This window comes from Microcystis sp. M_OC_Ca_00000000_C217Col (genome assembly GCF_007095585.1).
In the GTDB taxonomy this organism is placed as follows: Bacteria; Cyanobacteriota; Cyanobacteriia; order Cyanobacteriales; family Microcystaceae; genus Microcystis; species Microcystis panniformis.
The window spans coordinates 1-11,512 of sequence record NZ_SFBV01000324.1; the positions used below are offsets into that span (position 1 = coordinate 1).

Consider the following 11,512-nt stretch of genomic DNA (forward strand, 5'->3'; position numbering starts at 1 on the left):
AAGTCAAGCTGTATCCTTAACAAGGGAACAGTCAAACTAGGAGCCGTGTGAGGTGAAAGTCTCATGCACGGTTCTGAATGGGAGGGGAGGTCGGTGACGACCTTCTCGACCCCTAATAGATTCCGAGCAACGCTTATTGAGATAAATCTATTATGCTTATTTACTTTATTCACGGAGTGGCCACAAGAGATGCTAGTTATGCCAATAAATTAATTAAACTAATTGAAGAAGAATGTAAACGCAAAAATCGGGCGATTCCCTACTGTTATGCGGGATTTTGGGGAAATGTTCTCAAAGGAACCGAAAAATTATGGCGAGATATTGATCAAGAATTACAGACACAAAAACAGAAAAATAGTAATTTTAATCCCGAGCAATCCTTTCGCTATCAAAATTTTAGAAAAGAGTATTTATCTTATTTTATCGGTGACGCATTTAGCTATTTAGGCAGCGATCGAGGAAACCAAATTCGCCGCATTATTGCCGATCAATTAATCGATCTTGTTCAAGCTTATCCCCAGGAAACCGAATTACATATAGTCGCCCATTCTTTAGGTACTGTAATCCTTTGGGATCTGTTATTTTCCGAGCGTTTTGACCCTCAGGATCCCGCTCATGAAATTCGTGACCTTATCGGTAAAGAACGGGGCAAACTTTCCCTATCTAGTGTAACAACAATGGGTTCACCGATCCCATTTTTGAATTTAACTTTAGGCATTGATACCAATCAAATTGAAAAGTTTATTAGCCAGCATCAAAGTCAGCGTTTGCTCTGGAATAATCTGATCAATTCCTCCGATATTATCGCTTATCCAATTCGTCCTCTTTTTGATTGTATAACCGATGTATCCAAGATTTTAATGAGCGATTATTATCTAGAAGCGACTGGCAATATTTTTGATTCTGTAGAAATTGCTGCCGTTGTCTTAAATTCCCTTAATGCTCATACCTATTATCTAGCATCAGATAAAGTGGCTAAAAATATCGTAGAGACAATTTATTTTAATCAGCAGGATTATAATCAGGGTAATAGTTACAGTAATAACACTTGTGTTGATCTTGCCATAGAAAGAATACCAAATATCTGGAGTGACTAAAGATGTGGTAAAAATGAAACCTTTAAAAGAAAAAATATTACTAGAAGGTAAATTCAAAGATGCCAGTGGTTATATTTATTTAAGCTCAGATTTATATCGTGTCCATCATTTTTATATACAGGACAATCATCAAAATATTGTATATGCTGTATATGTGGGTTGGATTCATGTAGAGGGATTGAAAAATTCTGTTACAGAAATCATCAGACAGCTATGTTATGTCAACGATGAAGCAAAGAATAGCTAATAGCATGATGTACCAGACAATTTTTTAATTTTCCCTGCGCTATACTGCCATTATTGAGATTAAACCAGCATTTATGAATCAATCCCCCCGCATTCTAGCACTCGATTTTGATGGTGTTCTTTGTGATGGCATGATCGAGTATTTTCAGATTAGCAAACGCACCTATGAAACCCTTTGGCCGGAAATAATTCCCGAGGATTTTTTCCCGAGGTTTTCGCAACTTCGTCCCGTTATCGAAACCGGTTGGGAAATGCCTTTACTGTTGCGATCGCTTGTTCTCGGTATTCCCGACGGGGAAGCTTTAAATCATTGGCCGTCAATTCGGCAAAATCTGCTAGAAAGGGAGAAAATAGCGAAAAAAGCTCTCTCAAATGCCCTCGATCGTCTTAGGGATCGATGGATTGAGTCGGATCTAGAGTCTTGGTTAGCCTTACATCAATTTTATCAACCCGCGATCGATCGCCTGGCCTCTCTTTTAGACTCGGATTTTTTGGTTTATATTATCACTACAAAAGAAAGCCGTTTTGTCAAGCGATTGTTACAAAAAGTAGCAATTAATTTTCCGGCAGCGAGATTAATTGGCAAGGAAATTAAACAGCCGAAATACCTGACTATTCAGCAAATACTGGCTGATTTACCGGAATCCCCCGCTAATTTGTGGTTTGTCGAGGATCGTCTCGATGCGTTGGAATTAGTGGAGCAACAAGCAGATTTAAACGATGTGGGCTTATATTTAGCCGATTGGGGATATAATACGGCTCAAATGCGCCAAAAAGTTGCTCAAGATACCCGCATTAAGCTTTTATCCCTATCTCAATTTGCGGCAGACTTTACCCACTGGTAGAGTTAGTGACGAAAAATATTACACAGATAACTGATAACTGATGCTGCTATACTAAAAAGCGTAGTCGTTATGAGTTGCATTTACGGTTATGACTGTCGAGAATTTAGTCATTATTGGTTCGGGACCCGCGGGATATACGGCGGCGATTTATGCGGCGCGTGCGAACTTAAAACCCTTGATGTTTGAGGGTTTCCAAGCGGGAGGTATTCCGGGGGGACAATTGATGACCACCACAGAAGTAGAAAATTTCCCCGGTTTTCCCGAAGGAATCACCGGTCCGAAGCTGATGGAAAGAATGAAGGAACAGGCCGAAAGATGGGGGACCCAATGCTATACCGAAGATGTTATCTCGGTGGATTTAAGTCAGCGTCCTTTTATCATTCGTTCCACGGACCGGGAAGTGAAGGCCAATAGTATTATTATCGCCACGGGAGCCACCGCTAAACGTTTAGGATTACCCAGCGAGGCCCAATTCTGGAGTAACGGGATTTCCGCTTGTGCTATCTGTGACGGTGCTACACCGATATTTAGAGAGGAAAACCTGGCTGTCATTGGTGGCGGTGACTCGGCGGCAGAAGAAGCCGTATATTTAACTAAATACGGCTCCCACGTCCATTTATTAATTCGCGGGGAAGCGATGCGTGCCTCGAAAGCAATGCAGGACCGGGTGTTAAATAATCCGAAAGTTACCGTTCATTTTCACACCCAAGCGGTGGATGTGTTCGGTACAGGCAGTAAAATGGCAGGATTACGCATTAAAAACTCGCAAACGGGAGAAATCAGTGAATTAGCCGTTAGAGGGTTATTTTATGCCATCGGTCACACTCCCAATACTTCCCTCTTCCAAGGACAATTAGAATTAGACGAGGTGGGTTATGTAAAAGTCAAACCGGGGACTGTTGCTACCAGCGTCGAGGGGGTTTTTGCCGCAGGAGACGTGCAGGACCACGAATACCGTCAGGCCATCACTGCCGCAGGTACGGGGTGTATGGCGGCGTTATTGGCAGAAAGATGGTTATCGGAGCATAATTTAATCCAAGAATACCGTCAATCGGCAACTTCTGAACATTACGAGACAAAAACCGTTAGCGAAACCCCGGCCGATACGGAGGAGACTTTTGATATTCACAAAACCCGTCACGTTGGGGGTTATGCTTTGCGGAAATTATTCCACGACGGCGATCGCTTGTTAATGGTAAAATATGTTTCTCCCACCTGTGGCCCCTGTAAAACCCTGAAACCGATTTTAGATAAAGTGGTCGATGAGTACGATGGCAAAATTTATTTTGTGGAAATTGACATCGAAGCTGACCCAGAAATCGCCAAAATGGGTCAAGTAACCGGGACTCCCACGGTACAATTCTTTAAGGACCGGGAATTAGTGAAGGAAATGCGCGGAGTCAAACAAAAAAGCGATTTTCGTCAAGTAATTGAGAGTTATCAATAATCAGTTATCAGTTATCAGTTATCAGTTATCAGTTATCAGTGATCAGTGATCAGTTATCAGTTATCAGTTATCAGTTATCATTTATCAGTGATCAGTGATCAGTTATCATTTATCAGTGATCAGTGATCAGTTAAGTACCTAGGCAAAATTATTTACACATGACGATCATTGCCCCGTAAGGGTTTTAGCTCGATCGGGCAGGTAATTAATTTTGCATGACTACTTATCAGTTATCAGTGATCAGTGATCAGTGATCAGTGATCAGTGATCAGTTATCAGTTATCAGTTATCAGTGATCAGTGATCAGTTATCAGTGATCACTGATCAGTTATCAGTGATCAGTGATCAGTTATCAGTGATCAGTGATCAGTTATCAGTTATCAGTTATCAGTGATCAGTTATCAGTTATCAGTTATCAGTGATCAGTGATCAGTTATCAGTTATCAGTTATCAGTTATCAGTTATCAGTTATCAGGAGTTAGGAGATAGGAGACGGGAGATTATTTTTATTTATTCTCCCCACTTCCCCACTTCCCCACACCCCACACCCCACACCCCACTTCCCCACACCCTATGCTAGAGGCTTTACAATTTGATTTTATGCGCCATGCGATTGCCGCAGGAATATTAGTTAGTATTGCCTGTGGGATTGTGGGTACTTTGGTAGTAGTTAATCGTGTGGTTTTTATCAGTGGGGGAATCGCTCACGCTGCCTATGGAGGGATAGGAATCGGTTATTTTTTCGGGATTAATCCCCTGGTGGGGGCGATATTTTTTACCTTTTTTTCGGCCTTAGGCATGGGTTTTTTACAGCGTCGTATCCGGGAGAGAGCCGATACTTTAATCGGGGTGATGTGGGCGATTGGTATGGCGATTGGGGTAATTTTTATTGATTTAACCCCCGGTTATAAAGCTGATCTAATGAGTTATCTTTTTGGTAGTATTTTAACTGTACCGAGGGATGATTTATGGATAATGGCGGGCATAGATATATTAATTATCACCTTAGTTAGTATCTTTTATAAAGAGTTGTTAGCCATATCTTTTGATGAAACCTTTGCGATTATTCGTAATATTCCCGTGGAGATAATTTATTTGGGTTTAATGGGAATAACCGCTTTAACTATTGTGGCAGTAATGCAGGTGGTAGGATTAATTATGGTAATTGCTTTGTTAACTATTCCCGCCGCTATCAGTGGACAATTTGTTAAAAATATGAAGGGAATGATGATCCTAGCGATTATTTTAGGAATTGTCTTTACTTTAGTGGGTTTGTGGTTATCCTATAGTTTAAATCTCACCTCAGGGGCGACAATTATTTTAGTGGCAGGATTGGGTTATTTAATCAGTCTTGCTTGGAAACCTTTTATGCTAACTATCACCAGAAAAATATCTAATCTTTAAGGCTCTCCCCTAGTTATGGTGATCAGAAAAAGTTATCTAGGGGAGGGTGAAGGTAATTCACCCCCATATTGCCCCACATTAGTTGTTCTAGAGGGCGATGGGATAGTCCTGCCAATCATAACCCCAAACGCTGCTTTTGGCGGGCTTTATAGGAAGCTAACAGCCAGATAGAGCCAGAAATCAAAGAAGGAGCAAGGACGAAACAAGTGGCCATGGTCACGGGATGTTCCCGGGCCCAGACCCAATAAATCATCACGGCAAAAATCAAGCCACAGTAAGCTAGTCCTAGAAAGGGGATGCCAATAACTAAAATGGCGAATCGAGTCTCTTTATCCATAAAATATCGGGATGACAGCGAAAATTTAGCTGATGGGTTCCGCTTGTCCCTATGTTTACTTATAATCTTCCTTCTGGGATTGCTTGGGGAAAAATAAGGTATTTTTTAGAATTAGGCGCTGATTATTGGGAGGCCTTCCTTGTCGAAAGAAAGATTAGATTTATTATTAGTAGCCAAAAATCTCTGTGATTCCCGTCAACAGGCACAGCGATTAATTCGCGCTGGAGAGGTGAAAGTCAATCACCAAATCATTGATAAACCTGCCACAGAAATCGATCCAGAAGCGGCGATCGAGGTTAAGCAGAAACTGCCCTATTTGTCAAGGGGGGGCGAAAAATTAGCTAAGGCCTTAGAATTATTTGCCATTGATGTCTGCGATCGCATTTGTTTAGATGGCGGCATTTCTACGGGGGGATTTACCGATTGTCTCTTGCAAAAAGGAGCAAAACGGGTTTATGGGGTCGATGTGGGTTATGGACAAGTGGCCTGGAGTTTACGGCAGGATCAACGAGTTATTTTACTAGAAAGAACTAATTTTCGCTATTTAACCCCGGAAAAGTTATACGGACAGGAAAAACCCGCCGATTTAGCAGTTATGGATCTGTCCTTTATTTCTCTGACCAAAGTTTTACCGACCCTGTGGACGCTATTAAATCCACCGCGAGAGGCGATTTTATTGGTCAAACCCCAATTCGAGGTGGGACGGGAAAAAGTCGGTAAAAAAGGGGTAGTTCGCGACCATCAAGACCAAGCAGGGGCAATTTTTCAGGTTTTACAGGCCGCCGAAGTCTTAGGATGGTTCTATCGGGGTTTAACTTGGTCTCCCATTACCGGGCCTGCGGGTAACGTCGAGTATCTTCTCTGGTTATCCACCGATACTGGCCCAGTTAGTCCCAGTTTAGCCGCGATCGCAGAAATCACCCAAGCAGCGATCAAACAGTTTTAAACCAGGTATTTTCTCAAGGAAGTGGGGAGAGGGGGAGATTTTCGGAAAACCCTTGACAAATGGCGAGACTTGCTTTATACTTTATGTATAATGGGAATCCGTGCGCCCATATATATAGGGTTTTTGAGGGAAGATAACAGAGAAAAAAATAGACTCAAAAATCGGGTTGGGTAGGAAGAGGATAAAGGTATGAAGAGGAAAAATTTCTCTCCCCGACAAGCATTAAACAAAGCATTTCTGAGAGTCAAACCGAATCTTTGTCAGGTAGGGAAGTTTCAAGTATTCTTAGATACAAAAACGATGATCGGGGAGTTCAATGTATTGGAAAATGGGAGAGATAACCCGAAAAATTATTGTTAAATCATGTTAAGTCCCGTAGAGACGATTAAAATTCTCGAAAATCATCCCGATCGCACTTTTCCAGCTGGTGAAGTTATTTTTGTCGATGGCACGGAGGGCGAGTTAATGTACGGTATTCTTAGCGGAGAAGTGGAGATGTATATCAAGGAACAATTGATAGAAACTCTAGAAAAAGGGGATGTATTCGGAGCAGGAGCGCTCCTGCATGGGGATAAACTGCGAGAATCCACAGCTATCGCCAAAACTGATTGTAAATTAGCCTGTCTCAATCAACCGCAGTTTTTATTTGCCGTGCAGGAAACCCCCATGTTTGCAATCGAAGTATTAAGAAGTTATTCCGATCGCTTTCGCAAGTTGAAAAAAATCTTCACCAGTGAAGCATAGAGGAGCAAAGGAAAGCCATACCCCGAAAACTATTGACCGAAAATCTCACCGATAGTTAAACGGGAACCATTGACCAAATCCCCACCAGAACGCGGTGGTTTTCCCGATAATTGCACTTCTTTTAATAACAATAAACCCGCTCCCGTCTGCACTACCGGCCCGAAATTTTTCCAGAGAGTCACGATCGATCCCACTTCTCCGCTTAGATGAGAAAGGTCTTTTGTCTGTAATTCTCGAGGCAGTTGCTCCAGATCGTCTAGGGGAATAGTGGCCATCACTTTTAGGGGTTGTCCCCGGAAAGTGGTCAGCGCATTAGGATAAAAACCCCGGACTCGATCATGAATTGTCCGGCCCGAATCTTGCCAGTGGATTAGGTAGTCAGATTTCTGAATTAAAGGGGCATAGGTGGCATCGTCATTATTTTGAGGAATTGGGGTAATTTCTGCTCGATCGAGCTTAGAGAGGGTTTCTAGGAGCAAATCCGCCCCCATTTGCCCTAGGGTTGCTCCCACCTGTTCGGCATTGTCAAAAAGAGCGATCGGGCTGTAGGCTTTCAGTAACATCGGTCCGGTGTCCATGCCCGCATCCATTAACATGGTGGTAATGCCGGTTTCTTTTTCTCCCCTAGCGATGCACCACTGCACGGGGGCTGCTCCCCGATATTTCGGTAAAATTGAGCCATGAACGTTAATACAGCCTAATCGCGGCATCTCTAGAATTTCTGGGGAGAGAATTTGTCCGTAGGCAACCACCACAAAGGCATCCGCTTGCGATTGTCTGAGAAAATCTAAGGTTTTAGCGTTTTTTTTGACACTTTTGGGCTGCCAAACCGGTATTTGCTGTTCTATGGCTATTTGTTTCACCGGTGAGGGGATTAATTGATTACCCCTTCCCCGGCGCTTGTCCGGTTGGGTAACGACGGCAATTATTTCTATATCGGGATTGGCTAATAATTTTTTTAGGGTGGGAACAGCAAAAGTCGGGGTTCCGAAAAAAACAATACGCATGGGAAAGGGGGGATTTTTCAGTTATCAGTGAGCAGTAACCATTAACGACTAACTATGCCAGACCATTGGATTTTTTTGGCTTTTTCCCGACGATAGGAGAAAAAATGCTCCTCTTGTTGATAGGTACAAAAAGGAGCGATCGCAATTTGTTCATCCCTAATTCCTAACTGTTGTAGTTGATGGTAAATCACCCGTCGCACGTCTAAGCGCACTTTTCCTTTTTCCTTGTCAGCAAATAAGGGGGAGGGGGAGAGGTTAAATAAATTCCCTAGAATTTGGTCGGGATTGGTTTCTTGGGGAAATAAACTTAAACCCACTTCTGCGGCAACTTCTCCATCTACTTGATACACTTCCCCGGCAATTGCCGGCCCCAGGGCCAACACTAAGTTATCTAAACAACTACCAGATTTTAATAACTGCTTAACTGCTTTGGCAACTATCCCCTTGGCTGTCCCTCTCCATCCAGAATGAATCGCCACCCCAACACCGGTAGAGCGATCGCCTATTAGTACGGGCGTACAATCAGCACTGGCCACCCAAATCCCTTGACCGGAAGCATCGGTGATAATTCCATCCGCTTCGACAATTTCCGGGTTAGTAATCCCTTGGGGATTTAATAGGCGATCGCCATGTACCTGTTTGACCCGATAAACTGGTACATTTGCCCCTAGAGCAGCCGTAAAAGCTTCTGGGGTTTGGGGGTAATAATGACGGGTAAAAAAGCCGTGGGACCAGTCCTCTAGGAGATTACAGGTAAGATAGGGCAATCCTTGCCATGTTTGCCATTGCCACAGAGAAGTCGCGGTTAATCGGACATCGATCGCTACATTGGTCACAGTCTAAGCCTCTCTTGCTTCATTAATACCTCGTTCTTTCCTATCCTAGTTCTGAGCCTGGCAAACGGCAACCGGAAGATTATTTATATCTCCGGTAAAAATCAAAAATTGTTGTTAGGGTTAGGAGTCAGTAGCCAGTAGTCTCCGATCAGAAAAATAGTAGAGGAGGAACAAGAGAGAGAGCTATCGATGAATTAGAGAGATTATCACCGAATAATCCCCTAAAATCGGCTTCCTTAAACTTATTGTATAATTTGAGTAGAAATCTAGAAGCGTTATCGAAAAAAACACAGGAGGATAGGGAGTTTATTATGCGTTTAGCTCCACTTTACCAACAGGATAGAGAACAAGCGATTCAAGAGGGGGTACAGCAGGAAGCATTAAAGTTGGTTATTAGACTTCTTCAACGACGTTTCGGTGAAATACCGCAGAATCTTGAGGAAACCATCCGTAAACTTCCTGTGGAGCGCTTAGAAGACTTAGGACTCGCTTTATTAGAGTTTGACACTTTGACGGATTTAGACAACTGGTTGCACCCGTGAACAATGGCGACCGCATTTTCCATCCTTGATTATTCTTTGGCTTTTTGCTGGTTATCGATCGATCCACTTATGACAATAGAGGCTAGAAGCCTCTGTAGGTAAGGCTTCTAGCCCGCTTGTCCCCCTCTGGGGTGTATTATACTAATGTTAATACACCCCATCATTAATCGATGTCTTAAGCTATTAAGCTGCGGCAGTTAATATGATCGCTACACGAATGAGATCTATAGCCTGTTCACGGGTTATTCTCAGATTAGGATCATGAGAATGTATGATAGAAACTCGATCTGCTTTACTGGCAATTTCTAGTGGTACTGACTCGTCCCAAGGATCTTTCCGATCACTTCTTCCTCCCGGAATTAAATCTCCATCAACACCAAAGGAATGCTTTCCAGATATGTGTGATCTTCCTTCCCTGTTATAAATCACAACGATAACTGATCCTGTAAAACCTTTAAAATCTACTTTTGTTCGAGTGTGAGTCTCCGCTGTAAGTTTTCCATCAGGGGAAACTGTAACGTTAGTCGTCATGGTTCCCCCTGCTACTCGGTTTGTTTGTTCAGCCCGTACAGGTCGAGAATTATTATCATTTCTACCTAATCCTTCAGGAACTTTAACTCCTACAAATGATATATTAAATGCTTGCCAAAAATCATTTTCATCTCTTCCAGAAAAGCAGGTAACTTCTTGCTGAAAAGCGGTTAAATCATTCATCACTTGACCACCATGAGAATGTAAAGCGAAGTCTGTATTAACATGAATTAATTTAACTCGTTTACTATCATTCCAAACACCGCCCCCTTCTATTGATATTCTCCATAAATCGTTACTATCACCAGAACCAGAAAAACCAAAACAAGTTACCTCTTGCTGTCCAGTGATGGGAGAAGGTATTCCGGGATGACTATGTAAGTTTTTTTGCGTTAAAAGATGTTCAAGTCTCAACAGATCACCATCTTTTACGGTTTGAGTCTCATTATCTCTTGGATTGTTAGCATTAACACTTTTAACAATCCAAAAGTCATTATCGTCACCATTAGCACCGTTATTAAAGCAAGTTACTTGTTGCTGTTGTGAACTGTTAGGATGTTTATAATTAAGCGGGTGAGAGTGTAGATGAAAACCTGTTAAAATGTGTCTCATTTTGATTTGACTTCCATATTGAACATCCATGTCTTATACTCCTATTAAGTATGTGTATTTAAAATTAAAGATTACATAGTCGGCTTTCATGAAGTTTGTTTTATAAGTTATATGAAGTCAGAAAAAGACGGGACTTTTCTAAATAATCTTTACAAAAGAATGCTTTTAGCGGATAATGGCGGATAAAGACTTACATCCAACAGTTAAATAAGTATGAATACTCAAGAATTGACTAGCTACCTAGATGAATTGCTATTCTCGAAAACGGGTGAGCATCTAGATAGTCTGCAACTGTCGATTATTAGGGGAGTTTTAAATGGAAAAAAATACGCTGATATTGCCAAAGAATATAATTGTAGTGCTGGTCATGCTAAGGATGAAGCTTATAAACTTTGGCAACTTCTTTCTGATACTTTAGGAGAAGATATTAATAAGTCTAATTTTTGCGCTACAGTTCAAAGAGTAGTCGGTAAAAATAAGTACCTAGGCAAAATTATTTACACATGACGATCATTGCCCCGTAAGGGTTTTAGCTCGATCGGGCAGGTAATTAATTTTGCATGACTACTTAACTATGGTATTGTTGTTAATAGTAGCCAAGTTGACAAACTTAATTTTTGTCCCAGTTCTCCTTCTAACCTAGAAGAAAACGATGATATTATTCCCGATGATCAAATTATGGCTAATGCTATCGAAAAGAAAACTAAAAGGGAAACTATCCCTCGCTTAGTCAAACTAGGATTAACTCCCGAACAAATTGCTGAAGCATTAGATTTGTTAGTACCAGAAGTAAAAAAAATTAGGCTCTTCTGGTTTTCGTGTGTTAATTTTTGTTATGAATTAAAGCAAGCAAACAGCTTAAGTCGAAGATGTTCAAAATTGGTAAATCCATAACTCATTCTTTTAATAAGCTTTATT

General features: G+C 41.7%; 15 protein-coding genes and 1 pseudogene. 12 read left to right on the forward strand and 4 right to left on the reverse strand.

From position 1 onward, the window contains the following. Window positions 1–152 precede the first annotated feature (152 nt). The 6 genes from EWV66_RS20605 (at window position 153) to EWV66_RS20630 (ending at window position 5,039) form a co-directional block, all read left to right on the forward strand. Window positions 153–1,097, forward strand: coding sequence for a lipase family protein (locus EWV66_RS20605; protein ID WP_260441163.1), 945 nt, complete (start codon window positions 153–155; stop codon window positions 1,095–1,097). Further along, window positions 1,090–1,344: a hypothetical protein gene (locus EWV66_RS20610; protein WP_249264898.1), complete on the forward strand. Its 255-nt coding sequence runs from the start codon at window positions 1,090–1,092 to the stop codon at window positions 1,342–1,344. The genes EWV66_RS20605 and EWV66_RS20610 overlap by 8 nt, the downstream gene beginning before the upstream one ends. 73 nt (window positions 1,345–1,417) lie before the next feature. Next, on the forward strand, window positions 1,418–2,188 hold the full coding sequence (locus EWV66_RS20615; protein WP_287109269.1) for an HAD family hydrolase: 771 nt from the start codon (window positions 1,418–1,420) through the stop codon (window positions 2,186–2,188). A gap of 88 nt (window positions 2,189–2,276) precedes the next feature. Further along, a complete protein-coding gene (gene trxB / locus EWV66_RS20620) occupies window positions 2,277–3,635 on the forward strand; it encodes a thioredoxin-disulfide reductase (protein ID WP_052275975.1) in 1,359 nt (452 codons plus the stop codon). A 418-nt stretch (window positions 3,636–4,053) separates the two neighbouring features. Beyond that, entirely contained in the window at window positions 4,054–4,215 is a 162-nt protein-coding gene (locus tag EWV66_RS20625; protein ID WP_287109270.1) for a hypothetical protein, read from the forward strand. Continuing rightward, window positions 4,209–5,039, forward strand: coding sequence for a metal ABC transporter permease (locus tag EWV66_RS20630; RefSeq protein WP_052275974.1), 831 nt, complete (start codon window positions 4,209–4,211; stop codon window positions 5,037–5,039). Before EWV66_RS20625 ends, EWV66_RS20630 begins: the two co-directional genes overlap by 7 nt. Window positions 5,040–5,154: 115 nt before the next feature. Here the strand turns inward: EWV66_RS20630 and EWV66_RS20635 are convergent, their stop codons facing one another. Then, window positions 5,155–5,376: a hypothetical protein gene (locus tag EWV66_RS20635; RefSeq protein ID WP_052275973.1), complete on the reverse strand. Its 222-nt coding sequence runs from the start codon at window positions 5,374–5,376 to the stop codon at window positions 5,155–5,157. A gap of 139 nt (window positions 5,377–5,515) precedes the next feature. Between EWV66_RS20635 and EWV66_RS20640 the strand changes: the two genes are divergently transcribed. The 3 genes from EWV66_RS20640 to EWV66_RS20650 all read left to right on the forward strand — a co-directional run bounded on the left by EWV66_RS20640 (window position 5,516) and on the right by EWV66_RS20650 (window position 7,066). Further along, the gene (locus EWV66_RS20640; RefSeq protein ID WP_072926163.1) at window positions 5,516–6,322 is read left to right on the forward strand and encodes a TlyA family RNA methyltransferase; all 807 of its coding nucleotides are present in this window, start codon (window positions 5,516–5,518) and stop codon (window positions 6,320–6,322) included. A 189-nt stretch (window positions 6,323–6,511) separates the two neighbouring features. Then, on the forward strand, window positions 6,512–6,682 hold the full coding sequence (locus tag EWV66_RS20645; protein ID WP_052275971.1) for a hypothetical protein: 171 nt from the start codon (window positions 6,512–6,514) through the stop codon (window positions 6,680–6,682). A 3-nt stretch (window positions 6,683–6,685) separates the two neighbouring features. Beyond that, window positions 6,686–7,066: a cyclic nucleotide-binding domain-containing protein gene (locus EWV66_RS20650; protein ID WP_002787046.1), complete on the forward strand. Its 381-nt coding sequence runs from the start codon at window positions 6,686–6,688 to the stop codon at window positions 7,064–7,066. A 29-nt stretch (window positions 7,067–7,095) separates the two neighbouring features. Here EWV66_RS20650 and fmt read toward each other — a convergent pair whose 3' ends face one another. Next, complete coding sequence (gene fmt, locus EWV66_RS20655; protein WP_052275970.1) at window positions 7,096–8,073, reverse strand: methionyl-tRNA formyltransferase; 978 nt, start codon at window positions 8,071–8,073, stop codon at window positions 7,096–7,098. Window positions 8,074–8,114: 41 nt separating this feature from the next. Further along, window positions 8,115–8,909, reverse strand: coding sequence for a peptidoglycan editing factor PgeF (gene pgeF / locus EWV66_RS20660; protein ID WP_287109271.1), 795 nt, complete (start codon window positions 8,907–8,909; stop codon window positions 8,115–8,117). A gap of 161 nt (window positions 8,910–9,070) precedes the next feature. On the opposite strand from pgeF, the pseudogene EWV66_RS20665 reads away from it, so the two are divergent. Then, a pseudogene (locus tag EWV66_RS20665) lies at window positions 9,071–9,451 on the forward strand (DUF4351 domain-containing protein); the annotation flags it as partial. A 183-nt stretch (window positions 9,452–9,634) separates the two neighbouring features. Here the strand turns inward: EWV66_RS20665 and EWV66_RS20670 are convergent. Continuing rightward, the gene (locus EWV66_RS20670; protein WP_002792849.1) at window positions 9,635–10,624 is read right to left on the reverse strand and encodes an MIR domain-containing protein; all 990 of its coding nucleotides are present in this window, start codon (window positions 10,622–10,624) and stop codon (window positions 9,635–9,637) included. A gap of 183 nt (window positions 10,625–10,807) precedes the next feature. Between EWV66_RS20670 and EWV66_RS24250 the strand changes: the two genes are divergently transcribed. Beyond that, the gene (locus EWV66_RS24250; RefSeq protein ID WP_353734448.1) at window positions 10,808–11,101 is read left to right on the forward strand and encodes a helix-turn-helix domain-containing protein; all 294 of its coding nucleotides are present in this window, start codon (window positions 10,808–10,810) and stop codon (window positions 11,099–11,101) included. A 171-nt stretch (window positions 11,102–11,272) separates the two neighbouring features. Continuing rightward, window positions 11,273–11,488: a hypothetical protein gene (locus tag EWV66_RS24255; RefSeq protein WP_353734449.1), complete on the forward strand. Its 216-nt coding sequence runs from the start codon at window positions 11,273–11,275 to the stop codon at window positions 11,486–11,488. The last annotated feature ends 24 nt before the right edge of the window (window positions 11,489–11,512 follow it).

What these genes read in the sequence shown, in the direction of transcription:
- EWV66_RS20605 (WP_260441163.1), top strand. Translation starts at nt 153, where the DNA reads ATGCTTATTTACTTTATTCACGGAGTGGCCACAAGAGATGCTAGTTAT.
- EWV66_RS20615 (WP_287109269.1), top strand. Translation starts at nt 1,418, where the DNA reads ATGAATCAATCCCCCCGCATTCTAGCACTCGATTTTGATGGTGTTCTT.
- trxB (WP_052275975.1), top strand. Translation starts at nt 2,277, where the DNA reads ATGACTGTCGAGAATTTAGTCATTATTGGTTCGGGACCCGCGGGATAT.
- EWV66_RS20630 (WP_052275974.1), top strand. Translation starts at nt 4,209, where the DNA reads ATGCTAGAGGCTTTACAATTTGATTTTATGCGCCATGCGATTGCCGCA.
- EWV66_RS20635 (WP_052275973.1), bottom strand. Translation starts at nt 5,376, where the DNA reads ATGGATAAAGAGACTCGATTCGCCATTTTAGTTATTGGCATCCCCTTT.
- EWV66_RS20645 (WP_052275971.1), top strand. Translation starts at nt 6,512, where the DNA reads ATGAAGAGGAAAAATTTCTCTCCCCGACAAGCATTAAACAAAGCATTT.
- EWV66_RS20650 (WP_002787046.1), top strand. Translation starts at nt 6,686, where the DNA reads ATGTTAAGTCCCGTAGAGACGATTAAAATTCTCGAAAATCATCCCGAT.
- fmt (WP_052275970.1), bottom strand. Translation starts at nt 8,073, where the DNA reads ATGCGTATTGTTTTTTTCGGAACCCCGACTTTTGCTGTTCCCACCCTA.
- EWV66_RS20670 (WP_002792849.1), bottom strand. Translation starts at nt 10,624, where the DNA reads ATGGATGTTCAATATGGAAGTCAAATCAAAATGAGACACATTTTAACA.
- EWV66_RS24250 (WP_353734448.1), top strand. Translation starts at nt 10,808, where the DNA reads ATGAATACTCAAGAATTGACTAGCTACCTAGATGAATTGCTATTCTCG.
- EWV66_RS24255 (WP_353734449.1), top strand. Translation starts at nt 11,273, where the DNA reads ATGGCTAATGCTATCGAAAAGAAAACTAAAAGGGAAACTATCCCTCGC.